21 protein-coding genes and 3 pseudogenes are annotated in these 23,629 nt (G+C 63.6%); 15 read left to right on the top strand and 9 right to left on the bottom strand.

Going from position 1 to position 23,629, the window contains the following annotated elements; genetic code table 11:
• The first annotated feature begins 171 nt into the window (after positions 1–171).
• Together U5805_RS13205 and U5805_RS13200 are read left to right on the top strand one after the other, a co-directional pair.
• On the top strand, positions 172–1,704 hold the full coding sequence (locus U5805_RS13205) for an ATP-binding protein (protein WP_322103916.1): 1,533 nt from the start codon (positions 172–174) through the stop codon (positions 1,702–1,704).
• Between the two features lie 27 nt (positions 1,705–1,731).
• Positions 1,732–1,941 carry a KTSC domain-containing protein gene (locus U5805_RS13200; RefSeq protein WP_322103915.1) on the top strand — a complete coding sequence of 70 codons (210 nt, stop codon included), beginning with the start codon at positions 1,732–1,734 and terminating at the stop codon, positions 1,939–1,941.
• Between the two features lie 70 nt (positions 1,942–2,011).
• On the opposite strand, the gene U5805_RS13195 is transcribed toward U5805_RS13200, so the two are convergent.
• The 4 genes from U5805_RS13195 to dnaA all read right to left on the bottom strand — a co-directional run bounded on the left by U5805_RS13195 (position 2,012) and on the right by dnaA (position 8,603).
• Complete coding sequence (locus U5805_RS13195) at positions 2,012–2,482, bottom strand: toll/interleukin-1 receptor domain-containing protein (RefSeq protein ID WP_322103914.1); 471 nt, start codon at positions 2,480–2,482, stop codon at positions 2,012–2,014.
• Between the two features lie 536 nt (positions 2,483–3,018).
• A complete protein-coding gene (gene gyrB, locus U5805_RS13190) occupies positions 3,019–5,490 on the bottom strand; it encodes a DNA topoisomerase (ATP-hydrolyzing) subunit B (protein WP_322103913.1) in 2,472 nt (823 codons plus the stop codon).
• 115 nt (positions 5,491–5,605) lie between these two features.
• Complete coding sequence (dnaN, locus tag U5805_RS13185) at positions 5,606–6,709, bottom strand: DNA polymerase III subunit beta (protein WP_322103912.1); 1,104 nt, start codon at positions 6,707–6,709, stop codon at positions 5,606–5,608.
• 328 nt (positions 6,710–7,037) lie between these two features.
• Positions 7,038–8,603, bottom strand: a complete 1,566-nt coding sequence (gene dnaA, locus U5805_RS13180; protein WP_322103911.1) for a chromosomal replication initiator protein DnaA — start codon at positions 8,601–8,603, stop codon at positions 7,038–7,040.
• Positions 8,604–9,069: 466 nt separating this feature from the next.
• On the opposite strand from dnaA, the gene rpmH reads away from it, so the two are divergent.
• The 4 genes and pseudogenes from rpmH (at position 9,070) to yidC (ending at position 11,891) form a co-directional block, all read left to right on the top strand.
• Entirely contained in the window at positions 9,070–9,204 is a 135-nt protein-coding gene (gene rpmH / locus U5805_RS13175) for a 50S ribosomal protein L34 (RefSeq protein ID WP_026120950.1), read from the top strand.
• 85 nt (positions 9,205–9,289) lie between these two features.
• Positions 9,290–9,700 (top strand): annotated as a pseudogene (gene rnpA, locus U5805_RS13170) (ribonuclease P protein component); the annotation flags it as partial.
• A 257-nt stretch (positions 9,701–9,957) separates the two neighbouring features.
• Positions 9,958–10,209, top strand: coding sequence for a membrane protein insertion efficiency factor YidD (yidD, locus tag U5805_RS13165; RefSeq protein WP_322103910.1), 252 nt, complete (start codon positions 9,958–9,960; stop codon positions 10,207–10,209).
• A gap of 8 nt (positions 10,210–10,217) precedes the next feature.
• A complete protein-coding gene (yidC, locus tag U5805_RS13160; protein ID WP_322103909.1) occupies positions 10,218–11,891 on the top strand; it encodes a membrane protein insertase YidC in 1,674 nt (557 codons plus the stop codon).
• A 96-nt stretch (positions 11,892–11,987) separates the two neighbouring features.
• Here yidC and U5805_RS13155 read toward each other — a convergent pair whose 3' ends face one another.
• Positions 11,988–12,407, bottom strand: a complete 420-nt coding sequence (locus U5805_RS13155) for a transcriptional regulator (RefSeq protein WP_322103908.1) — start codon at positions 12,405–12,407, stop codon at positions 11,988–11,990.
• 367 nt (positions 12,408–12,774) lie between these two features.
• Here U5805_RS13155 and mnmE point away from each other — a divergent pair, with 367 nt between their 5' ends.
• The 4 genes from mnmE to U5805_RS13135 all read left to right on the top strand — a co-directional run bounded on the left by mnmE (position 12,775) and on the right by U5805_RS13135 (position 16,314).
• Entirely contained in the window at positions 12,775–14,175 is a 1,401-nt protein-coding gene (mnmE, locus tag U5805_RS13150; protein WP_322103907.1) for a tRNA uridine-5-carboxymethylaminomethyl(34) synthesis GTPase MnmE, read from the top strand.
• Between the two features lie 198 nt (positions 14,176–14,373).
• The gene (locus U5805_RS13145) at positions 14,374–14,574 is read left to right on the top strand and encodes a hypothetical protein (protein WP_322103906.1); all 201 of its coding nucleotides are present in this window, start codon (positions 14,374–14,376) and stop codon (positions 14,572–14,574) included.
• Positions 14,575–14,734: 160 nt separating this feature from the next.
• Positions 14,735–14,971 (top strand): hypothetical protein, encoded by a 237-nt coding sequence (locus tag U5805_RS13140; RefSeq protein ID WP_322103905.1) that lies wholly within the window; start codon positions 14,735–14,737, stop codon positions 14,969–14,971.
• 308 nt (positions 14,972–15,279) lie between these two features.
• Complete coding sequence (locus tag U5805_RS13135) at positions 15,280–16,314, top strand: S1C family serine protease (RefSeq protein WP_322103904.1); 1,035 nt, start codon at positions 15,280–15,282, stop codon at positions 16,312–16,314.
• Between the two features lie 60 nt (positions 16,315–16,374).
• Here U5805_RS13135 and U5805_RS13130 read toward each other — a convergent pair whose 3' ends face one another.
• From U5805_RS13130 to U5805_RS13120, 3 genes are all read right to left on the bottom strand, one after another.
• Positions 16,375–16,764, bottom strand: coding sequence for an ecotin precursor (locus U5805_RS13130; RefSeq protein WP_322103903.1), 390 nt, complete (start codon positions 16,762–16,764; stop codon positions 16,375–16,377).
• Between the two features lie 271 nt (positions 16,765–17,035).
• Complete coding sequence (locus U5805_RS13125) at positions 17,036–17,566, bottom strand: hypothetical protein (protein ID WP_322103975.1); 531 nt, start codon at positions 17,564–17,566, stop codon at positions 17,036–17,038.
• Positions 17,563–18,189 carry a LysE family translocator gene (locus U5805_RS13120; RefSeq protein ID WP_322103902.1) on the bottom strand — a complete coding sequence of 209 codons (627 nt, stop codon included), beginning with the start codon at positions 18,187–18,189 and terminating at the stop codon, positions 17,563–17,565. The genes U5805_RS13125 and U5805_RS13120 overlap by 4 nt, the downstream gene beginning before the upstream one ends.
• Before the next feature lie 482 nt (positions 18,190–18,671).
• Here U5805_RS13120 and sap1 point away from each other — a divergent pair, with 482 nt between their 5' ends.
• On the top strand, positions 18,672–19,019 hold the full coding sequence (gene sap1 / locus U5805_RS13115) for a surface attachment protein Sap1 (RefSeq protein ID WP_415914592.1): 348 nt from the start codon (positions 18,672–18,674) through the stop codon (positions 19,017–19,019).
• 267 nt (positions 19,020–19,286) lie between these two features.
• Positions 19,287–19,841 (top strand): YaeQ family protein, encoded by a 555-nt coding sequence (locus U5805_RS13110; protein WP_322103901.1) that lies wholly within the window; start codon positions 19,287–19,289, stop codon positions 19,839–19,841.
• A 17-nt stretch (positions 19,842–19,858) separates the two neighbouring features.
• Here the strand turns inward: U5805_RS13110 and U5805_RS13105 are convergent, their stop codons facing one another.
• Entirely contained in the window at positions 19,859–20,269 is a 411-nt protein-coding gene (locus U5805_RS13105) for a VOC family protein (protein ID WP_322103900.1), read from the bottom strand.
• A gap of 533 nt (positions 20,270–20,802) precedes the next feature.
• Here U5805_RS13105 and ada point away from each other — a divergent pair.
• From ada to U5805_RS31785, 3 genes and pseudogenes are all read left to right on the top strand, one after another.
• On the top strand, positions 20,803–22,200 hold the full coding sequence (ada, locus tag U5805_RS13100) for a bifunctional DNA-binding transcriptional regulator/O6-methylguanine-DNA methyltransferase Ada (RefSeq protein WP_322103899.1): 1,398 nt from the start codon (positions 20,803–20,805) through the stop codon (positions 22,198–22,200).
• 104 nt (positions 22,201–22,304) lie between these two features.
• Positions 22,305–22,976, top strand: a pseudogene (locus U5805_RS31790) (DNA-3-methyladenine glycosylase 2); the annotation flags it as partial.
• A 129-nt stretch (positions 22,977–23,105) separates the two neighbouring features.
• Positions 23,106–23,366, top strand: a pseudogene (locus U5805_RS31785) (DNA-3-methyladenine glycosylase 2 family protein); the annotation flags it as partial.
• Positions 23,367–23,629: the final 263 nt, after the last annotated feature.

Genomic DNA, 23,629 nt, shown 5'->3' with positions numbered 1-23,629 from the left:
CAGGTTGGAGCAGGTGCCGCACCAGGGCCCCCGGAACTCGCGCCGCAATTTGGCAATCGGTGGTTGCGAGTTGAACTGGTCGGGCAAGGACGGCGCGGCACAAAATTCGAGCGAGGTATCGCGCAGTACCCATCGATTGGAGATTCCGTACACGTAGTCACAGAGTCCGACTTGAAGACGGTCTACGCGCCGGGTGACGACGATGGCTACGTTGCAGTTGGGCGTGTCGCCAGCGCCGAATCTATTCGCGCCTATGTAGATCTGAATCGTCTTGTAAGTCGCCATTCGGCCGTCGTCGGCAGCACGGGATCGGGAAAATCAAACGCAGTCGCCAAACTTCTTGGTGCTGTTTCTGAGCCCACGCAATTTAAGGCCACGCGAGTCGTCCTGTTCGACTTGCATGGTGAGTATGCGAAAGCGTTTGGCAATCAAGCTAGAGTATTTCGCGTGGGAGCAAATGCCCAAGCGGGAGAGCGGGAATTGCACGTTCCGTTCTGGGCTTTGACGGCAGAGGAATTCATTTCCATTGCAATGGGACCGGTATCTGGAACGCCGCTGACTCTGCTTCAGGATCGGCTTTTATCTGCGAAGAGGGCATCGAAGCCCGGCGGTGCTCCGCACGGCTTGTCAGATCTTGTTGTGACAGTCGACACTCCATTGCCGTTCTCCGTGTATCAGCTTTGGCATGACCTCTATTCATTACATTGCGCAACTCACACGGTTAGCAGCAACCAAAATCAAACAGAAGCTACTCGCTCTTATATTGAAGATGGTGCTCCCCCGCAGAAAGCCGTTGGTGATGCCGACAGTCTTGTTCGCCCTCGATTTCAGCCAGTAACCACGGAGGCTGGTGCCAACAAAGTCTACAAAGGACTCTACAGCGATTTACCAAGGGCGCATCTTGACCTGTTGGAAGGCAAACTTCGTGATCCTCGCATGCAGTTTCTTTTCAATCCGGGGGAGTGGGCCGCGTCTAAAGATGGGGTGACCCAGGCTGATCTCGACACGCTGCTTTCGTCTTGGATCGGAGCTGATGCTCCCATTTCCGTTTTCGATCTATCGGGCATTCCGACGGCCATTGTCGACGACATGGTCGGAGCCATTCTACGAATCCTCTACGACGCCATATTCTGGGGGCGCTTGAAGCAGGAAGGTGGCCGCGGCAGACCTTTACTCGTCGTTTTGGAAGAAGCGCACGTCTATCTCAGCGCACAATCGAAGAGTCGCGCGGCCACTGCCGCCCGGCGTATAGCGAAGGAGGGACGGAAATACGGCGTTGGTTTGATGCTGGTAAGTCAGCGCCCATCGGAAGTGGACTCGACGATTCTGTCGCAATGCGGTACTGTCATTGCACTTCGCCTCACGAATGATTCTGATCGTGCGCAGGTTACTTCATGTGCATCGGACAACCTTAAGGGGCTGTTTTCAATGCTTCCTGTCCTCCGCACGGGAGAAGCCCTGATAGTTGGCGAAGCAGTCAATATGCCTATCCGAGCCATTATCGACCGTCCTTCAGAGGGCCATCGACCGGACAGTGAAGATCCTGTAGTAGTCGTGCCAAAAGACGTAAACGGGAAGCGTGTGAGAAGCGGCGGCTGGACCGAGCCAGCGCCGAATGAAAACTACAAGCCTTTGGTTGAGGCTTGGCGTAAGCAAGATCCCAATGCGGATGACGCCGTGGCTAAGGCAAATTCGAAAACATAGTGTTTCAACCAGGAAGGCGGGTACACCATGGAACGTACACCAGTTAGCTCAAGCAACATTTCTTCGATTGGCTACGATGTTGACAGTCAGATTTTGGAGATCGAGTTCCATGGTGGATCAGTCTATTCGTACTCAGGCGTTCCACTTGGCGAGTACGAGGGCATTATGAACGCAGATTCTAAGGGCAAGTATTTTCATGCCAACATAAAGAATCGGTACTCGTTCATGAAGCTGTGAGCCGAGCGTTGACGCTCTCGGCCCATACGTGAACATTGCCAGGTAAGCAGCCGAAGAAAGGCCCCAATTGTCAGCTCCAGATGGCAACCAGCTCGGCAATTTTGGTTGCGACCACCGCCATCGTGTCTTCCGACGTGTCAAGTCCGCTTCGCGAAGCAAGCATGGGGCTGACATCGCGGAGCGCAGTATACGTAGTGCCGTGCACGATGGGCACGAGACGATTACCCTGCAGAAGGGTCGAAAGCTCTTTATCGGCAACGCCTTCTTTCGGAAGGCGTGCCAACAATGCAGGGGTCACCAAGACGAGCCCAATTTTTGAGGCCGCCAAGCCTTTATCGATGGCTCGCATCATCGGCACGCCAAGGCCAAGGTCCTTCTCGCTGAACCAAACCTTGACACCAGCCGCCTGGAGCAAATCGTGCAGTTCCTTGGCGGCGCCCTGCCTGTCATCCCAAGCGTGGCAGAGGAAGCAATCCCGAAGGTCCGGCTTCGCCGCCGCTTCTTTTTCAACAGCCTCGCGAACCGGTGTGAGAGACGCCACCTGAGCAGGCGTGTACGAAACGGACGAACCGGCACGCGACCAGCGCGGCCTTGAACCGCCACCTCCGCTGGACCTGCCACCGCTGCTGTAGCTGCTCCCGCCGCCAGAGGAGTAGGACGACCTGTAGCCACTGTCGTACCCGCCACCATAGCTGCTGCGGTACCCGCCATAGCGGGAACTACATGCAGGGCAGGCTGCTTGCGCGGCTGCCGAGTGGTGCCCTCGAACTGGTGCTGTGCATCGTGCCATTGCGGTGCTATCCCCCTTGTCGTGATGGCCCTAACAACAACTGGCCGGATCTGCCGTATATCGATCGTTACCTTAGAGAGTTTGTCCGGCCACAACGAGCCGAACATGGTCGTTTCCATGATCGGTGATTATACGGACAGGGTTTCTCCCGCCCGCATCGTCAGGACCCACCGTTCAATTCCCCGGTTCCCGTCCGGATCCGGGGAGTCTCACAATTTCCGCTTTCGCAGTCTCACGAAAGGCGCCCCAATCTCACGAATTCCGTTTCCCTGCAGCACCATCCCCCATCAAACATCAATATTCCCCGCCCGCAGCGCATTGCTTTCGATAAACGCACGACGCGGTTCCACGTCGTCGCCCATCAGCGTCGTGAAGATGCCGTCCGCCGCGATCGCATCCTCGATCTGCACGCGCAGCAAACGACGCACCGCCGGGTCCATCGTCGTTTCCCAAAGCTGCTCGGGGTTCATCTCGCCGAGACCCTTGTAGCGCTGCTTCGACACGTTGCGCTCCGCGTCCGCGATCAGCCACTTCATCGCACTCTTGAAGTCGTTCACGGCCATGCTGCGTTCGCCGCGCTTGATCACGGCGTTCTTGCCGATCAAGCCCTTGAACGTGTTCGCCGTGTTCACGAGCTGCTGATAGTCGGCGGTAAGCTGGAATTCCTCGTCGATCACCGAAACCTTCACGTTGCCGTGATGACGGCGCTCCACGCGCAGCGAGCGCTGCTCGCGCACCGGGTCGTACATCGGCACGACCGAAACTTCGGGCTTGAGCGGGTCGTCGCGCAGTTGCGCTTCGAGCGCGCGAGCCGAAGCCTGCGTCGATGCTTCGCTCGTGAGGTCGATCGCCACGCCGTCCATGATCGCTTCGAGCGCGCGCACGTCGTACAGGCGCGAAAGGCGATCCACCACGCCGCGCGCAAGCTGGTACGAGCGCGCGAGTTCGCCGAGCGCGTCGCCCGAAATGGGCGTGGCGTTCTCGCTCGGCACGAGTTCCGAGCCGTGCAGCGCGAGGCGCAGCATGTGCGCGTTGAGGTCGGCGTCGTCCTTCAGATAACGCTCGTCCTTGCCCGCCTTGAGCTTGTAGAGCGGCGGCTGCGCGATGTAGATGTAGCCGCGCTCGATCATCTCCGGCATCTGGCGATAGAAGAACGTGAGCAGCAGCGTGCGGATGTGCGCGCCGTCCACGTCCGCGTCGGTCATGATGATGATGCGGTGATAGCGCAGCTTGTCGAGGTTGTAATCGTCCTTGCCGATACCGCAGCCCAGCGCGGTGATCAGCGTGACGATCTGCTCGCTCGAGAGCAGCTTGTCGTAGCGCGCCTTTTCGACGTTCAGCACCTTGCCGCGCAGCGGCAGGATTGCCTGGAACTTGCGGTCGCGGCCCTGCTTGGCCGAGCCGCCCGCCGAGTCGCCCTCGACGATATAGACCTCCGACTTCGCCGGGTCCTTCTCCTGGCAGTCCGCGAGCTTGCCCGGCAGGCCCACGCCGTCCAGCACGCCCTTGCGGCGCGTCATCTCGCGCGCCTTGCGCGCGGCGTCGCGCGCGCGCGCGGCATCGACGATCTTGCCGCAAATGGTCTTGGCGTCGTTCGGCGTTTCCAGCAGGAATTCCTCGAGCGCCTTCGCCACGACTTCTTCCACGGGCGCGCGCACTTCGGACGAAACCAGCTTGTCCTTGGTCTGCGAGCTGAACTTCGGCTCCGGCACCTTCACGGAAAGCACGCACGACAAACCTTCGCGCATGTCGTCGCCCGAGGTTTCGACCTTGGCTTTCTTGGCGATTTCGTTGTCGGCGATGTACTTGTTGATGACGCGCGTCATGGCCGCGCGCAGGCCGGTCAGGTGCGTGCCGCCGTCGCGCTGCGGAATGTTGTTCGTGAAGCACAGCACGCTTTCGTTGTAGCTGTCGTTCCACTGCATGGCCACTTCCACGCCCACGCCGTCCTTCTCGCCCGAGATGTAGAAAATGTTCGGATGCAGGACCTGCTTCGCCTTGTTGATGTATTCGACAAAGCCCTTCACGCCGCCCGCGAACGCGAAATCGTCTTCCTTGCCCGAGCGCTGGTCGGTCAGGCGAATGCGTACGCCGTTGTTCAGGAACGAGAGTTCGCGAATGCGCTTGGCGAGAATGTCGTAGTGATACTCAACGCTGCCGAAGATGGTTTCGTCGGCCATGAAATGCACTTCGGTGCCGCGGTTTTCGGTTTCGCCGAGCAGTTGCATCGGCGATACCGTGTGGCCGTCGCGTTCTTCGAGAATGCGGTTCTGCGGCACGCCACGGTGGAATTCCATGAAATGCTTCTTGCCGTTGCGGCGCACGGTCAGGCGCAAAAAGCTCGAAAGCGCGTTCACGCACGAAACGCCCACGCCGTGCAGGCCGCCCGACACCTTGTAGCTGTTCTGGTCGAACTTGCCGCCCGCGTGCAGTTCCGTCATGACGATTTCGGCGGCGCTGCGCTTCGGATCGTGCTTGTCGTCCATCTTCACGTCCGTGGGAATGCCGCGGCCGTTGTCGGTGATGGAGATGGAGTTGTCCGCGTGAATGACGACGTGAATGTCGTTGCAATAACCCGCGAGCGCTTCGTCGATCGAGTTATCGAGCACTTCGAACACGAGATGGTGCAGACCGGTGCCGTCCGACGTGTCGCCGATGTACATCCCGGGCCGCTTGCGCACCGCTTCCAGACCTTCGAGGATCTGGATCGACGAGGCGCCGTAGCTGTTGTCGGGTTGCGAGTTGTTCGTATCAGTCATGGATTTTTTCCGGTTCTGCGTACTGCCTGGGTTGCTGCTCGGGGCTTTTTCGAAAAGCCATAAAAACGCCAAAGGGGCGCTGCGCCCCCTGGAGTTCTGCTTCTGCCGCGCGTTTTTAGATGCGCATTGGCATCACCACGTACTTGAATTCCTCGTTCTCGGGAATCGTGATGAGCGCGCTGGAGCTGGCGTCGCCAAGACTCACTTGCAGCGTGTCGACCTTCAGGTTCGCGAGGACGTCGAGCAGATACGTGACGTTGAACCCGATGTCGATGGTGTCGCCCTGATAGGCGATTTCCAGTTCTTCCTGCGCCTCTTCCTGGTCGGCGTTGGTCGACATGATCTTGAGCTGGCCCGGCTCGATGATGCAGCGCACGCCCTTGAACTTGTCGGACGTGAGAATGGCCGCGCGTTGCAGCGAGCGTTGCAGTTCCTCGCGGCCGATCTGGAAGGTGTTCTTGTGGCCCTTCGGGATCACGCGCTGGAAGTCGGGGAATTTGCCTTCCACGAGCTTCGAAACGAGTTCGACCTGGCCGAACGTGAATTTCACCTGGGTGGAACCGATGTCGATCTTCAGCGTGTCGTCGATGTCTTCGAGCAGGCGCTGGAGTTCGAGAATGGTCTTGCGCGGAATGATGACTTCCTGGCGCGCGAACGAGCCTTCGATCTTCATCGACGAGAACGCGAGGCGGTGGCCGTCGGTGGCCACGGCCATGAGCTGGTCGCCGTCGACGACGAGCAGCATGCCGTTCAGGTAATAGCGGATGTCCTGCTGCGCCATGGCGAAGTACACCATGCCGAGCAACTGGCGGAACGTTTTTTGCGGTACCGCGAGGCTCGCGCCGAAGTCCTTCGCCTGCGCGACCGTGGGGAACTCGTCCGCGGCCAGCGTTTGCAGCGCAAAGCGGCTCTTGCCCGACTGCACCGTGAGGCGCTTGTCGGCGAGCGTGAGCGAGACCTGGCCGTCGGGCATCGCGCGCAGGATGTCGAGCAGCTTGCGCGCCGCGACCGTGGTGGCGACCTGGTCGTTGCCGACGCCGAAGTCGGCGTGCGTGGTGATCTGCAACTCGAGGTCCGTCGACAGGAACGAGACGTCGGAACCGGTTTTGGTGATCAGCAGATTGGCGAGGATCGGCAACGTGTGGCGGCGTTCGACAATGCCGCTCACCGTTTGCAGCGGCCTCAGCAGGTTATCGCGTTCGGTCTTGACCAGTTGCATAGAGTTCCTTCGTTGATATGACGGACTGCGCGCCCCAGCGCCCGCTTCGGCTCATCGAGCCCCTCATTGAGCCCATACGGCGCGCGTGCCCCGACGTTTCGTCACGCGCGCCTCGCGTCGTCCGGCGTTGCGGGCTGCCGGAAGCCGGTCGCCCTAAAGCCGGTCGCCCGACGCCGGTTCGGCCGTGCAAGCCGCGGCGCGCTGGCCGCCCGGACCGCCGGGCGGTTAAACCCATATTGTGCCTGAAAACGGACCACTTCCCTAAATTGGGGGCGATCCGCGCAATAAACAAGACAAACCGGCGCTCAGGCGCGCCAGGCCGCCGGTTTCAGCCCTTGAGCGTCTGCTCCAGCACGTGCAGCTCGTGATTGAGCTGGGCGTCCTTGGTGCGCTCGTCGGCGATCTTGCGCACGGCGTGCAGCACCGTGGTGTGATCGCGCCCGCCGAACAGCTCGCCGATTTCCGGCAGGCTTTTCTGCGTGAGTTCCTTCGCGAGATACATGGCGATCTGGCGCGGGCGCGCGATGTTCGCCGGACGCTTCTTCGAATACATGTCGGCGACCTTGATGCTGTAGAAGTCGGCCACCGTTTTCTGGATGTTTTCCACCGAAATCTGGCGGTTTTGCACCGTCAGCAGATCCTTGAGCGCTTCCTTGGTCAGTTCGATCGAAATCTCGCGGCCGTGGAATTTCGAATACGCGAGGATCTTGCGTAGCGCGCCTTCGAGTTCGCGCACGTTCGAACGCAGATGCTTGGCCACGAAGAACGCGACGTCTTCGTTCAGGTTCACGAATTCCGACTGCGCCTTGCGCATCAGAATGGCCACGCGCATTTCGAGTTCGGGCGGCTCGATCGCGACCGTCAGGCCCGAGTCGAAGCGCGAGATCAGGCGGTCGTCGATACCCGAAATTTCCTTCGGATACGTGTCGCTCGTGATGATCACCTGCGCCTTGTTGGCCACCAGCGCCTCGAATGCGTAGAAGAACTCTTCCTGCGTGCGCGACTTGCCGGAGAAGAACTGGATATCGTCGATCAGCAGCAGGTCTAGCGAATGGTAATAACGCTTGAAGTCGTCGAACGCCTTGCGCTGATACGCCTTCACCACGTCGGACACGTACTGTTCCGCGTGGATGTAGCGAATGCGCGCGCCCGGCTTGTCGAGCAGCAACTGGTTGCCGATCGCATGAATCAGGTGAGTCTTGCCGAGGCCCACGCCGCCGTAAAGAAACAGCGGGTTATACGAGATGCCGGGGTTGTCCGCCACCTGGATGGCGGCGGCGCGCGCGAGCTGGTTCGCCTTGCCGGTCACGAAGTTGTCGAACGTGAGCACCGGGTTGAGCTTCGAGCGCTCGTAGGTCGGATCGGTTTCGGCGGCCGCGCCGGCGCTCGCGCCTTGCCCCGGGCGCCAGCCGCGACGGCCCGCGGCGGCTTCGTTGGCGTCGAGGCTCGGCAGATCGAGGTCGGCGGCGTCATCGGCGGATTGCGCGCCGTGCGCGGCGGCAACGGCCGCCGAAGCGGCCTGCACCATGCCGGCAAGCCCCGCGCCGCCGCCCACGGCGGCGGGTTGCGGCGCGGCGGCCGGCGCAAAGCCCGCGCTCGAGACCGTGGCGGGCGCGCGCGGCGCCGCAACCGGCGAGCGCACGCCCGCCTTCGGATCGAGGACGAACTGGACGTCGACGGGCGTTTGCCAGAAGTCGCGCGCCAGATCGGTGATCCGGCCCGAGAACTGGCTTTTCACCCAGTCGAGCTTGAAACGGTTGGGAGCGGCTATCTGCAGCGTGTTCGCCGCAGCATCGAAGGCAACCGGGGCCAACGGTTTAATCCACGTCACGTACTGCTGGGGCGTCAGCTCACGCTCCAGTAGTGCGGAACAGTGTTGCCAGAATTCGTTCATCGAGTTGCTGTGATCGTTTTGTTTGCATACGTTTTGCGACGCCGTCGCACTGGTCGCAACCGGCGACGAGGCCCTGACGAGGCGACGCCAAATGCTCCGGACGCCCGCGCGGCAAGGGTTTTGCGGCAAGCAGGCGGGCCGGAGCGGCATGCAGGATTCTTGGGATAGGCGAGATTCTACCGCCGATTTCCCCCGTCCTGGGAGTTATCCACAGGGACGGATCAACGCACGGCCGTTCGGCGGACGACGTTGCGCGCGGCGCTCGGGGCCGCCTCGGCGATGCGCGCGGCATGCGCCGCAAGGCCGCCGCGCAAGCGTTCATGCATGCTTCGATGCCCTAACCTATTGACGGCCAAAGAAAAACCGGATTAAATAGCGGGTTCCGCGAAAACCATTCCCTTGTACCACCGGCCATTGCTTTTTTCCGCGATGCTCGCCGCGGTCAAATTCAACGAGTGAGAGCAACATGAAACGTACTTTTCAACCTTCCGTTACCCGTCGTAAGCGCACCCACGGTTTCCGCGTGCGCATGAAGACCGCTGGTGGCCGCAAAGTGATCAACGCACGCCGTGCGAAGGGTCGCAAGCGCCTCGCCGTCTAAGCCGGGCAGCGTCGCTATCAGCGATACCACCACGGGTAGCGGTCGAATCGCGAACCAGGCTAACAGGGCGATCGAAACCGACGTCATGCTGCCGCGAACGCAAGCCGCTTTTCCGAAGGCCGCAAGGCTACTGAAAACGGATGAATTCTCATCCGTTTTTCGTTTGCGCCCCTGGCGCCGTTCCGCGCACTTCGTCGTGTACGGCCGGGAAACCGGCAACGAGGCACGGCTCGGGCTCGTGATCGGCAAGAAGTTCGCGCCGCGCGCCGTCACGCGCAATCTGGTGCGGCGGATCGCGCGGGAAGCGTTTCGCGTGCGTCGCGCGCAGTTCGAAGGCTTCGACCTGCTGCTGCGGCTGCATACGAAGTTCGATCGCAAGGCGCAGCCGTCCGCTTCGTCGCCGGGGCTCAAGACGCTGTGCCGCACCGAAATCGAGTATTTGCTCGAAAAAGCCGCGCGCGAAGTCGCGCGGCGCGGTTCGGCGCAGTCGCAGGCTTGCGGATCGGCTCAAGCGCCGGCGTCAGGCGCGGCGGACAGCCGTTGCGCGCATTCGCCGCGGCAAGACGCCGCGCGGAAGCCGCAGCCGCAGCCGCAGCCGAAACCGGGCGCGGCGCCGGCGGGCGAGCCCGAAACGGGCAAGCCGCGCCCGTCATGAGCGCGGCGCGCGGGTCCGGGCAGTCGCAGTCCAACGCGTTTGCCGCGCAAGCGGCACGACATTCGTCATCGAGCGCGGCGCAGGCAGGCCGCAACGCCATGCAAACGGTACTGATCGCAATCCTGCGTTTCTACAAGCTTGCCGTGAGTCCCCTGCTCGGCAGCCGGTGCCGTTTTTATCCTTCCTGTTCCGATTACGCACGCGAGGCAATCCAGTATCATGGCGCCGCGCGTGGGACTTACCTCGCCGCGCGGCGGCTGTGCCGCTGCCATCCGTTTTCGGCGGGCGGCATCGACCTCGTTCCGCCGGCAACACCGAAAAGCGCTGACGCGCCATCCCATCGACACTGAGACAACGCATGGATATCAAACGCACCGTCCTATGGGTCATCTTCTTTATGTCGGCTGTCCTGCTGTACGACAACTGGCAACGTGACCACGGACGTCAGTCGATGTTCTTCCCGAGCGCGACGCAAACGCAGCCGCACACCGCCGCCAGCGGCGCCGCGCCCGCCAGCGCCGCGAACGGCGCGTCGGACCTGCCCGCCACCGCCGCGGGTCAGGCACCGACGAACACCGCCCAGCCCGCCGCGGCCGCCGCCCAGCTCGTGGAGTTTCACACCGACGTCTACGACGGCGTGATCGACACGCGCGGCGGCACGATCGTGAAGCTTTCGCTGCTCAAGGAAGGCGAAGGCAAGCAGCCGAACCAGTACATCACGCTGTTCGACCACACGAACGACCACACGTACCTCGCGCGCACCGGTCTGCTCGGCGGCGACTTCCCGAACCACAACGACGTGTTCGCGGTGCAGCCGGGTCCGCGCGCGTTGACCGGCGATGCCAACGCGTACCAGATCAGCCTCGTTTCGCCCGACAAGGGCGGCGTGAAGGTCACGAAGACCTACACCTTCACCAAGGGCAGCTACGTGATCGGCGTGGACACGAAGGTGCAGAACGTCGGCAGCACGCCGGTTTCGCCCACGCTCTACATGGAGCTGGTGCGCGACAGCCAGCCGGTCGAAACGCCGCGCTTCTCGCACACCTTCATCGGCCCGGCGGTCTACTCGGACCAGCATCACTTCCAGAAGATTTCGTTCAGCGACATCGACAAGAACAAGGCCGACTTCGTGAATCAGGCCGACAACGGCTGGATCGCGATGGTGCAGCACTACTTTGCGACCGCGTGGATTCCGCAGCAAGGCGCGAAGCGTGACATCTACGTCGAGAAGTTCGACAACTCGCTCTACCGCGTGGGCGTGAAGCAGCCGCTCGGCACGATCGCGCCGGGCGCGACCGACGACGTGCAGGCGCGCCTGTTCGCCGGCCCGGAAGAGGAGCGCATGCTCGAAGGCATCGCGCCGGGTCTGGAACTCGTGAAGGACTACGGCTGGGTGACGATCATCGCCAAGCCGCTGTTCTGGCTGCTCGAGAAAATCCACAGCTACGTGGGCAACTGGGGCTGGGCGATCGTGCTGCTCACGCTGCTCATCAAGGCCGTGTTCTTCCCGCTCTCCGCCGCCAGCTACAAGTCGATGGCGCGCATGAAGGAAATCACGCCGCGCATGCAGGCGCTGCGCGAGCGCTTCAAGAGCGACCCGCAGAAGATGAACGCGGCGCTGATGGAGCTGTACAAGACCGAAAAAGTGAACCCGTTCGGCGGCTGTCTGCCGGTCGTGATCCAGATTCCGGTGTTCATCTCGCTGTACTGGGTGCTGCTCTCGTCGGTGGAAATGCGCGGTGCGCCGTGGATTCTGTGGATTCACGACCTTTCGCAGCAGGACCCGTTCTTCATCCTGCCGGTGCTGATGGCCGTCTCGATGTTCCTGCAAACGCGTTTGAACCCCACGCCGCCGGACCCCGTCCAGGCCAAGATGATGATGTTCATGCCGCTGGCGTTCTCGGCCATGTTCTTCTTCTTCCCGGCTGGCCTCGTGCTGTATTACGTGGTGAACAACGTGCTCTCCATCGCGCAGCAGTACTACATCACGCGCATGATGGGCAAAGGCAGGAAGAAGGAAGTCGTGTCCTGATAGCCGAAGCGGCGATCCCTGCGATTCCGCCGCTTTCCGTCAAGGCGCAAAAAAAGCCGTCCGGCGACAATCGGACGGCTTTTTTGTTGCGGCGTCTCAGTTCTTGTCGGCGTCGCCGTAGAACTGCGCGATGAGTTCCTGAACGAGATAGCGATGATGCGCGCTCAGCGATTCGATCTTCGAGGCGAGTTCGAGCGTTTCCTCGGAAAGCGGATACTTCTCGTCGGGTTTGCGCGGCTTGGGCACGGCCGCCGGATTGCCGGGCGGCGGCCCATAGTGCAGCCAGTGCGTGTCCACGCCGAACCATTTCGCCAGCGTTTCGAGCTTGTCGTGAGTGGGAATGGTGCGGCCGCTCAGCCATTTATGAGCGGTTTGCGGCGAAACCGGATGCTCGCCGTGATGGCGTAAATTGAACTGATTGGACAGGTCGGTGCTGCCACGCAGTCTTTCTGGCGCGCGCTTCATTGCGAACTTGAGTCGTTCGGCGAAAGCAGCTTTTTCTTCGGATGTCGGCATGGGCGAGATTGTGCAACCCAGGATCGGCGAAGAAGACAACCAGATAAGCTACATTTAGCCTATAAAAGAGAGAAATTGCCCGAAACTAATCGTCTTATGATTTCTATCGGGCTTCAGGCAAATGCGCTGGATCGGTTGGCTGTCGGCCCGCACAGATTTCATGAATAGCATATTCCGTCAGAATTCTTCGAGATTAGTCTTATCCAACGTGGGATAAAACAAGAAGATTCTGCGCGATCGTTGCGTGGAGCGTTGCGCGAGCCGCGCGTTACAATGCCTCGCTTTCGCGCGCCGTGTTGCCGTCGTTTTGCGCCGTCCCGGCGGCCAGTGCGGGCGCGCTCCCTGCCCTTTTCCCTATCAGTCCGCCATGCTCGCCACCGATTCCGATCCCATCGCCGCCATCGCCACAGCGCCCGGACGCGGCGGCATCGGCGTGGTGCGCGTATCGGCCGGGCGCGCGGGCGCGGCGCTCACCGAAGCGCTCATGGCGGCGCTCGCGGGCCAGCCGCTCGCCGCGCGCCATGCGAGCTACGTGCCGTTTCTGGACGCGGGCGGCGCCGTGCTCGATCGCGGCATCGCGCTGTCGTTTCCGGCGCCGCATTCCTATACAGGCGAGCACGTGCTGGAACTGCAAGGCCACGGCGGCCCGATCGTGCTGCAACTCGTGCTGCAACGCTGTATCGAGGCGGGCCGCGCGTTCGGCTTGCGGCTCGCCGAGCCGGGCGAATTCACGCGTCGCGCGTTTCTCAACGACAAGCTCGACCTGGCGCAAGCCGAAGCCGTGGCCGACTTGATCGAGGCGAGCACGGAAGCGGCGGCGCGTTCGGCGGGCCGTTCGCTCGACGGCGCGTTTTCGCGCGACATCCACGCGCTCGTCGACGACGTCGTGACGCTGCGCATGCTCGTGGAAGCGACGCTCGATTTCCCCGAAGAAGAGATCGACTTTCTCGAAGCCGCGGACGCGCGCGGCAAGCTCGCGCATATCCGCGCGCAACTCGACCACGTGCTCGCCGAAGCGCGTCAGGGCGCGTTGCTGCGCGAAGGCCTGGCCGTGGTGCTCGCGGGGCAGCCGAACGTGGGCAAGTCGTCGCTGCTCAACGCGCTCGCGGGCGCGGAACTCGCGATCGTCACGCCCGTGGCCGGCACCACGCGCGACAAGATTTCCCAAACGATCCAGATCGAAGGCATTCCGCTGCATATCGTCGATACGGCGGGCCTGCGCGAGACCGAGGACGAAGTGGAAAAGATCGGCATCGAGCGCACCTGGAGCGAGATCGGCCGCGCCGACGTCGTGCTTCATCTGCTCGACGCGCGCGAAGGCATGACGGCCGGCGACCACACGATCGCCGCGCGTTTTCCCGTCGGCGTGCCGGTCGTGCGCGTGCTGAACAAAACCGATCTCACCGGCGTCGCGCCCGAGGCAACGAAGCGCACGGCCACCGACGGCGCCGAGATCCGCGAGTTGCGCCTTTCCGCGAAGCAACGCGACGGCGTGGACTTGTTGCGTGCGGAGTTGCTGAACATCGCGGGCTGGCAGGCCGACGCGCAGAGCGTTTATCTCGCGCGCGAACGGCATTTGATTGCGCTACGCGCGGCGCGCGAGCACCTTGCGCTTGCTGCGGCGCACGCGGACCAGCAAGCGCAGGTGCTCGACCTTTTCGCCGAAGAGTTGCGGCTGGCGCAGGACGCGCTCAATTCCATTACCGGCGAGTTCACCTCCGACGATTTGCTCGGCGTGATTTTCAGCCGTTTTTGCATTGGAAAATAAGGCCAGGCACGGCGCGATGCGCCATGTTTCGTCATCCCTGCTTCGCATTCCCAATTAATTTCATTTCGCTTTCCTCGTCAGTCATCGTCACCCCTGCGTCGTGCGGGCTTCCCCTGTAATCAATCGACACACATCGTTTCTATTGCAAACGCTTAATCGCGCGCGGCGAGTCAATAATAAAAGCACAGGAGATCGACAATGAAAGCACTCACAACCGCACTCGCTCTCGTCGCGCTCAGCGCCGGGCTTTCCGGCTGCGTGGTCGCGCCGCCTTATGCCTATGCGCCCGCGCCGGCTTATGGCTATGGCTACGCGCCGGGCTATTACGCGGCGCCTTCTGTCGATATCGGCGTGGGAGTCGGCGGCTATTACGGCGGACATGGCGGTTGGCGCCATTAACGTGTGCCAATGCCGGATATGCGCACCGCAGAAGGCAAAATGAAAGTTTTTGCGCTTCCGCCCTATCCGATGTGATAGCTATTGCACGGTGCGACACCGCACTAAAGTGTCGCTATAGGTTCGTACAACGACATATCATTCATCGCTTTCGGGGGCGACCATGCATTTGATCGACGACGAAATCGCGCACATCACGCGCGCCGTGGCACCGGCTTTGTCCAATGGCATCGCGCCGACGGTCCTGCCATACGACTACTGGTACCGGCGCCTTTGCGCGCTGATGGACGCCCCGCAGGTCACGCCCGTCCAGTTCCGCACCATCGACACGCTCATGCTGGAACTCGAAGCCATTCAAGCCACCATTGCCGCCGACGCGGTCGAAGCCATCGCCGCCTGAACGTTCGGGCCTGCGTGTTCAGGCTCGCGCATTGGCCAGGATGGCCGGGATTTCCTTGACGCAGTTGGGCGTGCAAACGTTTACCTCGCCATGTCACCCGAGCATGGATTCGCCCGCGCAAGCGGGCTTCTTTCTTTGTACTGACGAATCCGCCGGTTCTGCCGGTTCTGCCGGTTCTGCCGATTCCGCGCCAAGATTTAGACACAGCGCTTAGTGGTCCGACACGTTTTTCGCCCCTTCGCGCACGCTCTTGAAAAAGCGCGCGCCGCGCCCGCATGTACTGCCCACTTTTCCCTGGAGATCGGATCGTGGGCAAACGTCCCTCCTTTATCGACGACCTGGCTCGCGCCTCCGCAAGCGGCGCCGGCGCAAGCCAGCACACAGGCATTGACGACGACGCGCTCCTCGATGCCTATTCGCGCACCGTGATTGGCGCGCTCGAGCGCGTCCAGCAGTCGGTTGCGCACATCGCCGTCGAGCGCCGCGCCGCAAGCCCGGCCTCGCACGGCGCGAGCGGCGGCAGCGGCTCGGGCTTTCTGTTCACGCCGGACGGCTACTTGCTGACCAACAGCCACGTCGTGCATGGCGCCACGCAGTTGCGCGTGACGCTGGCCGACGGCTCGACGCACACGGCCGATCTCGTCGGCGACGATCCCAGCACCGATCTCGCCGTGCTGCGCATCGGCGCGAACGAAACGCTGCCGCATGCGCAGCTCGGCGAGTCGGCGGGCTTGCGCGTCGGGCAGATCGCCATCGCCGTGGGCAGCCCGCTCGGGCTCGCGCAAACCGTGACGACCGGCGTGGTTTCCGCACTCGGCCGCTCATTGCGTTCGAATTCGGGCCGCATGATCTACGACGTGATCCAGACCGACGCCGCGCTCAATCCCGGCAACTCGGGCGGCCCGCTCGTCAATTCGGCCGGACAGGTGATTGGCGTGAACACGGCCATCATTCCGGGCGCGCAGGCCATCTGCTTCGCCACGGCGATCGACAGCGCCAAATGGGTCATCACGCAATTGTTCGCGCATGGCCGCGTGCGGCGCGCGTATATCGGCATCGCAGGCACGACGGTGCCCGTCGCGCGCAAGGTGCAACGCTATTTCGACTTGCCGTCGACGAGCGGCGTGCGCGTGATGGAGGTCGTCAAGGGCAGCCCGGCCGCGCTGGGCGGGGTGCGCGTGGACGATACGGTCGTGACGATCGACGGCGTGGCCGTGGACGGCATCGACGCGTTGCAGCGCCTGCTCGACGCCTCGCGCATCGACCGCGAGGTGGAGATCGGCGTGATTCGCCTGACGCAGCGGCTCAATCTGCGCGTGAAGCCCGTCGAACAGACCGGCTGAAAGGCGAGGCGCGCCGGTTCGTGAAAACCGGCGCGCCCAAGCGAATCCGTCGCCCCGAAATTACCAGCCGCCGCCCGGCTGGGCATAGACGGGTTGCGCGTAGCCCGACTGCTGCACGTAGCCGTCGTCGTACTGCGGCGGCGGCGCACCGCAAGCGACGTAGCGGCCCGAGTAACGGTCGTAGCATGCACCGGCGGGCGCGGCGGCATAAGCGGGCTGATAAGCGGGTGCGTAGGCGGGCTGCGCATACACCGGCGCGGGCTGCGCATAAACCGGCTGGGCCGGCACGGCCACGGCCGGGCCGCTGTTGACCAGCGCGCCCACTGCGGCGCCGATCAACGCGCCGCCCACGAGCGCGCCCACCACGTCGCCGCCCCGATCGTGCGCGCTTGCGGGACCGGCCGCCACCGCGCAACCTGCAAGCACCAATACGGCCGCTATCTTTCTCATGTCGTTCTCCTTGAGAACTTTGATCACATGGAAGAATTGTCGATCCGATTCGCGGATACAGGTGCTGCAAGTGGTAACGACGAATTACGCCGCTAACGTGCGGGGCGCTTGCGGGCGACCAGGATGAGCGACGAGCAAAAACGAAGGCGAGCGGCTGGGAGGAAGCGGGCGGCGCGATGAGGCCGCCCGTTAGCGAAGAATGAAGCAAAGGCGAACAGAGCAAAAACGAAGGATGCCGCGACCAATCGTACCCTGACGAGTCATGCGGGCTTCAGTGATGCAGGATGCTGCGAAGCGGATGACGCCAGTCGATGTGATGTTCGCTGCCCGCTTGCCGCACTCGCTGCTTGTGTTCCTCGATGATCTCGTCGGAAAACAGAAACACGACAAGGACAAGCGGAATCACCAGAAATGCGCCCAGTATTACGTGTTCGGTCACGATAACCTCCTGGATGTCAAGCGGTTTGCAATTGCATTGTAGTCGCGGCGCGACAGTTTCACCATGGGCGCACACCGAACCGCAAAAACAATGTTCGCCGATCGTCACAGCGACGCCGAGCAGGGCGCGTGCCTGGCGCGCGTTGCCGAACTCGCAAACCGGGCATTGGAGATAGACCGTGGATAGCCCGACCGAACACCTGGCTATCGCGTGGATATTGCGGCGGATATGCCTCGGAAAACGCCCGGATAACTCCCAGAAAACCGCCGAATCGCCTATTGCGGCCCGCTCCATGAACGCGCCATGGCGAAGCGGCGCCAGCGCCACGACCGGCGTACCGGGCGCCTCGCCGCCAGCCGTCAAGCCGCCGACTTCTTCCAGACGGCGGCAAACAGTCCCGCGCCGATCAGAAGCGAGCCGCCCGTGCGATTGACGGCGCGCTGCACGCGCACGCTTCGCACCGCCTTGCGCGCCGCCGCCGCGAGCAGCGCGTAGCCGAACGCATTGAGCGTGGCGAGCACGAGGAAGGTCGCTTCGAACACCACGATCTGCGGAGCCGCCGCCAGATGCGGGTCGATGAACTGCGGCACGAACGCCACGAAGAAAATAATGCTCTTGGGGTTGAGCGCCGTGACCATGTAGGCATGCGCGAAAATGCGGCCGGTGCGCGTTTCCGAGGTGTCGGCGGCTTCGGCTACACCCACGGGCGCGCGCCACAGCTTCACGCCCAAATAGATCAGATAGGCGGCGCCGACCCATTTGAGCATCGAAAACAACGTGGCCGAAGCCGCGAGAATCACGCCGAGGCCGAGCATCGAAGCCGTCATCGCCGTGAAGTCGCCGAGCGCGACGCCCGCCGTGGTGGCGAGCGCATAGCGGCGGCCGTGGCCGAGCGCATACGAAACCACGAGCAGCACCGTGGGGCCGGGAATGGCGACGAGTATCGCCGAAGCAATGGCGAACGGCAGCCAGTGAGCGAGGGTCATGAGCAGTCTCCAGAAGTCTCTTTTCGCGAAGCCCGATTTATCCACGAAGTTTTTGGGTGCGCAAGGGCGGCGCGCGAGAATTTCGCGGGCAACGCTGGCATCGTTTTTCTTCTGCGGCCCGCGCATAGTGCGAGCCTGGCGACGCGTTCGCGCGCGCGACTTTATATGCGCCGCGTCATGGTTTGTATTAAGCGGTTTAAATCAACGCGAAGTCCGAGCCGATTAAAATTCAAAGCCTTTGTCGATAAGCGATTCACGCCGGTCAAACCGTTCGCAATGGCTGGCATTCGGTGTAGGCTTGCGCGCCGAATCCCGCTACGCGGGCCGTGCCGCCCGGTCCGCCAAGCGTCGGCTGTTGCGGCTGCACACAAGAACTTCTTGCAGTCCTTTCGCGCTCCTCTATGTTTAAAAATGCGGGTTTGGCGTGAAAGTTAAATACATAGCTAACCGGAATAAAAATCCGCAGGAGGCAGATCATGAAAATGCACGCGAAAATGCGAGCCGCGATGTGGGTTCTCGCGGCCGGCGCGGTTTGCGCATTCCCCGCGCAAGCGCAGACTGGGCTCGTGAAGCCACAGCAAACGGTGCAGTTCAAGCCCGGTTCGTACGGCTGCCTTTCGAAAGACAAGCTCGATGCCGTGGCCGCGCACGAACAGTCCGGCGAGCATCAGCAGATGCAGGAATATTTCTCGGGCTTCCAGTGCCTTTCCACGCCCGAAGGTCAGACGTTTCGCGTGGTCCAGGTCGTGGGGCATGACGTCGAATTCGTGAACGCGGCCAACGCCGACGAACAAGGCCTCTGGACCAACGACCGCTTCATCAAGCAATAACACCGCTTTCGCGGCGATATCCGGCGCGGCGCGGCGGCTTTGCCGCGCGCCCGATGCGCTTGTTGCCCGTGTTGGACGCGTTGCGCTTGTTGCGCTTGTTGCGCTAGTTGCACGCGTTGGACGTGTTGTCCGTGCCGACGCACGCCGTCATCTTCCCCGCCGACCCTTCCCGTTTCGTCCCGCGTAAGCGCCTGATGCACCAGCAGGGGCACGTCGCTTGCGCGAATCTTCGCTATCATGTGCGGCTTTTGCGCGCCCGGAACCGGCATGGCACTCAAATCGACCATCTACAAGGCGGAATTGCAGATTGCGGACATGGACCGGCACTACTACGCCGACCATGCGCTCACGATCGCGCGCCATCCGTCCGAAACCGACGACCGCATGATGGTCCGCATCGCCGCATTCGCGCTGTTCGCGAGCGATCGGCTGGAATTCTGCAAGGGCCTTTCCGATACCGACGAACCCGATCTCTGGCGCAAGGACTACACGGGCGCCATCGAAACGTGGATCGAAGTCGGCCAGCCCGACGAGCGCCGCATCGCCAAGGCAAGCGGGCGCGCGGGTGAAGTCATCGTGATCGCCTACGGCGGCCGCACCTCCGACATCTGGTGGCAAGGCGTGCGCGGCAAGGTCGAGCGGTTGCGCAATGTGACCGTGTGGTCGCTGGGCGAAGACGTCGCGGCCGCGCTGGGCGCCATCGCCGAACGCACCATGCGCCTGCAATGCACGGTGCAGGACGGCGCGGCCTGGATCGGCTCGTCGAACGCCGAGCCCGTCGCCGTCGAATGGAACGTGCTCAAGGCGCCCGAAAACGTCTGAGCGTTTTCTTTCGCGCCTCACGCACGCGGCGGTCCTTTCAGCTCCACCATGTTGCCTTCGGGGTCGAAGCAGTACAGCGACGGCCCCAATCCCTCCGCGCCATATCGCTCGGCCACTTCGCCGGGATGCGCGCCGTTCGCGGCAAGATGAGCCTCGAGCGCCGCTGCGTCGAACGGTTCCACACGCAGGCACAGGTGGTCCATGTTGCGTCCCGCGCCGGCGGGCGGCGCACCCGCGTCGCGGTCGAGTTTTCCGCCGGCCGGTATCACGTCGATGAGCGAGCGTCCCTCGCGCAACTGCACGAGGCCGATGTCGCGCTGCTCGCGCTCGAACGTGCAGCCGATCACGTCGCAATAAAAACGCACGAGCGCGGCGGGATCGGCCGCGCGAATGACGACATGGTCGATCTCGCGGACCGGAATTCGCATGACACGCCTCCAACGGTTTCACGCACGCGCCGCGGCGCCACCGGCCGCTACGCGGTCTACGCACTCCACGCATGGTGAACCCGCGCGGCGCGCGCGGCTATCCGCAGCGACGAGCAGTGTGCGTGAATCGTGGGCGCGAAACCAGGAAGCGAGGGAAAATGGGAACGCGCAGGCACGCGCGGAAGTTGGAAGTTGTTACGCCAACCACAAACGCTGGACGAAAAAAAGCCCGCTGCTGTGAGCGGGCTTAATCCATATCAGGAGGAGACATGGAGGAGACAGGAACCACTATACACAGCGGCCTGGCGCGATGCAACAACTTTTTAAGGGAAAACCCGATAGTTGGGCATTTTGTCGCACAAGCGGCATCCATTTGCCATTCGGGATTCACCGAGGGCTCGAAAACCCCTGGTTGAGCGCCTCGAATGCGGCGTTCGCCGTTGACACAATGACAGCGCAAGATCCGGCACGCCGCGCGCAACGTGCATGGATACAGTAAAGCCATCCCATCCGGCTTTTCGAGGAGTTACGAGATGAGCGCCGCCCAGTCCACGAAGCAGACGACACCGCTAACGAAACCGCAAACACAGACGCAATCGCAGGCGGATCAGCGGCCAAAGCCGCAGTCGGCACGGCAGCCCGAACAGCGGGCCGAGCCGCACGCACCGGCCGAAGCCGCCTGGTCGACCGACGCCGAGCGCTGGCAAGCCGTCGCCGCGCGCGACACAGGCGCCGACGGCGCGTTCTTCTACGCCGTGCGCACGACCGGCGTGTTCTGCCGCCCGTCCTGCGCGTCGCGGCTGCCGCTGCGCGAGAACATCGAGTTCTTCGCCGCCGCCGACGCCGCGCGCGCCGCCGGTTATCGCGAATGCAAGCGCTGCCGTCCGGGCGGCTTGCCGCGCGAGCTGGAAGTGGTGCGGCGCGCCTGCGCCGCGCTCGACGCCGACCCGCAGCAGCGCCTGACGCTCGCGCAACTGAGCGACGCCGTGCATTTGAGCCCGTTCCATCTCCAGCGGCTTTTCAAGCGCGTGCTCGGCGTGTCGCCGCGCCAGTATCAGGCCGCGCGCCGCGGCGCGGTGCTGCGCGATGCGCTGGGCGAAGGCGCCGACGTCACGCGCGCAAGCGCCGACGCGGGCTTCGGCTCGTCGTCGCGGCTCTATCACAGCGTGCCGGGCGAACTGGGCATGGCGCCGTCCGCGTACCGGCGCAAGGGCGCGGGCCGCACCATCCGCTACGGCTGCGCGCCCACGCCGCTTGGCCGCGTGCTGGTCGCGGCGACGGAAAAGGGCATCTGCCGCATCGCTTTCGACGACGACGACAAGGCGCTCGTCGGCGCGCTCCAGTCCGATTTCGCGAACGCGCAATGCGTCGAGGACAACGCGGCCGTCGCGCCCTTCGTCGCCCAGATCGACGCTTATCTGCACGGCCGCCGCGACCGCTTCGACCTGCCGCTCGACATCGCGCCCACCGCATTTCAGCAGCGCGTCTGGGACGCGCTCCAGCGCATTCCTTACGGCGAAACGCGCAGCTACACGCAGATCGCGCAAACGCTCGGCACGCCGCAGGCGGTGCGCGCCGTGGCGAGCGCGTGCGCGTCGAATCCGGTGGCGCTCGCGATTCCTTGCCACCGCGTCGTGCAGAAGGGCGGCTCGCTCGCGGGCTATCGCTGGGGACTCACGCGCAAGGCCGCGCTGATCGACGCCGAAGCGCGCGCGGGCGAGATCGGGCATGCCGAGTCCTGCCCGGCGCCAGCCGCATCGCCGTCCGGTGCCGGCGATCGCGACGAACGCCAGGATCGCCCGAGTCACCCCAGTCGCCCGAGTCCCATGAATCATTCGGATCGCGTGGATCGTTCGGAGAGCGCCGATCACGCCGATCGCACCCATCGCGCTGGCTCCCGCCGCACGGACACGCCGGAGACCGCCGCTTGAGCGCTCACGCCCCGCCGCCTTCGTCCCGCGCGACTTCCGCCGCGCATTCCAATACGCATCCGAGCGCCGATCCGGGCGCCGATCCGGGCTCGGACAAAACCGCGCTGTCCTTCGACCGCCAGCACGCCACGCTCGAACTGCCGTTTCGCGCGCCCTACGACTGGCCGCGCGTGCTGCGTTTTTTCAGCGGCCGCGCCACGCCCGGCGTGGAAGCCGTCGAGAACGGCGCGTGGCTGCGCGCCATCGACTTCGCGGGCGCGAGCGGCACGCTCGCCGTGCGCCGCCACGCGCGCAAGCGCTGTCTTGTCGTCGATATCGACGGACCGGTGAGCGCCCATGCGGCCGCGCTCGCCGCGCCGCTCTCGCGCATGTTCGATCTGCAAACCGATCCCGCCGCGATCGCCGCGCATCTCGCAACCGATCCCTGGCTCGCGCCGCTCGTCGCGGCCGCGCCGGGCTTGCGCGTGCCGGGCGCGTGGTCGGGTTTCGAACTTGTGGTGCGCGCGATCGTCGGCCAGCAGGTGAGCGTGAAGGCGGCCACGACCATCGTCGGGCGGCTCGTCGCGCGCGTGGGCGAGCGCATCGAAGCGCACCCGCATGCGCTCACCGCCTGGCGCTTTCCCACGCCCGCCGCGCTCGCCGCCGCCGATCTCGCCGGCATCGGCATGCCGGGCAAGCGCGTCGCCGCATTGCAGGGCTTCGCGCACGCGGTGGCGAGCGGCGCCGTGGCGATCGAGCGCAGTGACGCCGCCGCCGGCGCGGGCAAGCCAGGCGGCCGCGCCAAACGCCGCGGCAGACGAATCGACGCCATGAACGCCACCGATGCGCCGCATGCGGATAACGCGGATAACAACGCAGATAACGCGGATAACCCAGGCACGGCCGCGCCCGACGATCTCGACGCCATGCGCGCCGCGCTGCTCGCGTTGCCGGGCATCGGGCCGTGGACGGTGGAATACGTGGCGATGCGCGCATGGCGCGACGCCAACGCCTGGCCCGCGACGGATCTCGTGCTCATGCAGGCGATCGCCGCGCGCGACCCCGCGCTCGCGCGCGCGACGCAGCAGCGCGCGCGCACCGATGCCTGGCGCCCGTTTCGCGCCTACGCGGCCATGCATCTATGGAACGAAATCGCCGACCGCGCGGGCGCGGCACGCGGCGGTTGAACGCCTCCGTTGCAAGCGGCAATCGAAGCGATATGCGCGGCGAAATGGTGGCGAAATGGCGGCGGCATTGCAGCGAAATCGCAGCGACATTGCGATGGCAAGCCGAGGCGAAACAGCGCGCCTCGCGTGCCCGCAAAAACGCCGCGCGGGCGCGGCAAAGGCTCGATAGATGCGCGATAGCAGAGGGGCAAAAGGGCGGCAAAAGGCCGGCAAGCAGTCGGCAAGCGGCGGGCAAGCGCCCGGCAAAACCTCGGCGGAATATT

Source organism: Paraburkholderia sp. J41 (assembly GCF_905220235.1).
Lineage (GTDB): Bacteria > Pseudomonadota > Gammaproteobacteria > Burkholderiales > Burkholderiaceae > Paraburkholderia.
The sequence above is the reverse complement of the archived record's forward strand: the minus strand, read 5'-3'. Positions and strand labels throughout refer to the sequence as shown.

Coding starts and splice junctions, on each gene's coding strand:
- U5805_RS13200 (WP_322103915.1), top strand. CDS start 1,732: ATGGAACGTACACCAGTTAGCTCAAGCAACATTTCTTCGATTGGCTAC.
- gyrB (WP_322103913.1), bottom strand. CDS start 5,490: ATGACTGATACGAACAACTCGCAACCCGACAACAGCTACGGCGCCTCG.
- dnaN (WP_322103912.1), bottom strand. CDS start 6,709: ATGCAACTGGTCAAGACCGAACGCGATAACCTGCTGAGGCCGCTGCAA.
- dnaA (WP_322103911.1), bottom strand. CDS start 8,603: ATGAACGAATTCTGGCAACACTGTTCCGCACTACTGGAGCGTGAGCTG.
- rpmH (WP_026120950.1), top strand. CDS start 9,070: ATGAAACGTACTTTTCAACCTTCCGTTACCCGTCGTAAGCGCACCCAC.
- yidD (WP_322103910.1), top strand. CDS start 9,958: ATGCAAACGGTACTGATCGCAATCCTGCGTTTCTACAAGCTTGCCGTG.
- yidC (WP_322103909.1), top strand. CDS start 10,218: ATGGATATCAAACGCACCGTCCTATGGGTCATCTTCTTTATGTCGGCT.
- U5805_RS13155 (WP_322103908.1), bottom strand. CDS start 12,407: ATGCCGACATCCGAAGAAAAAGCTGCTTTCGCCGAACGACTCAAGTTC.
- mnmE (WP_322103907.1), top strand. CDS start 12,775: ATGCTCGCCACCGATTCCGATCCCATCGCCGCCATCGCCACAGCGCCC.
- U5805_RS13145 (WP_322103906.1), top strand. CDS start 14,374: ATGAAAGCACTCACAACCGCACTCGCTCTCGTCGCGCTCAGCGCCGGG.
- U5805_RS13140 (WP_322103905.1), top strand. CDS start 14,735: ATGCATTTGATCGACGACGAAATCGCGCACATCACGCGCGCCGTGGCA.
- U5805_RS13130 (WP_322103903.1), bottom strand. CDS start 16,764: ATGAGAAAGATAGCGGCCGTATTGGTGCTTGCAGGTTGCGCGGTGGCG.
- U5805_RS13120 (WP_322103902.1), bottom strand. CDS start 18,189: ATGACCCTCGCTCACTGGCTGCCGTTCGCCATTGCTTCGGCGATACTC.
- sap1 (WP_415914592.1), top strand. CDS start 18,672: ATGCACGCGAAAATGCGAGCCGCGATGTGGGTTCTCGCGGCCGGCGCG.
- U5805_RS13110 (WP_322103901.1), top strand. CDS start 19,287: ATGGCACTCAAATCGACCATCTACAAGGCGGAATTGCAGATTGCGGAC.
- U5805_RS13105 (WP_322103900.1), bottom strand. CDS start 20,269: ATGCGAATTCCGGTCCGCGAGATCGACCATGTCGTCATTCGCGCGGCC.
- ada (WP_322103899.1), top strand. CDS start 20,803: ATGAGCGCCGCCCAGTCCACGAAGCAGACGACACCGCTAACGAAACCG.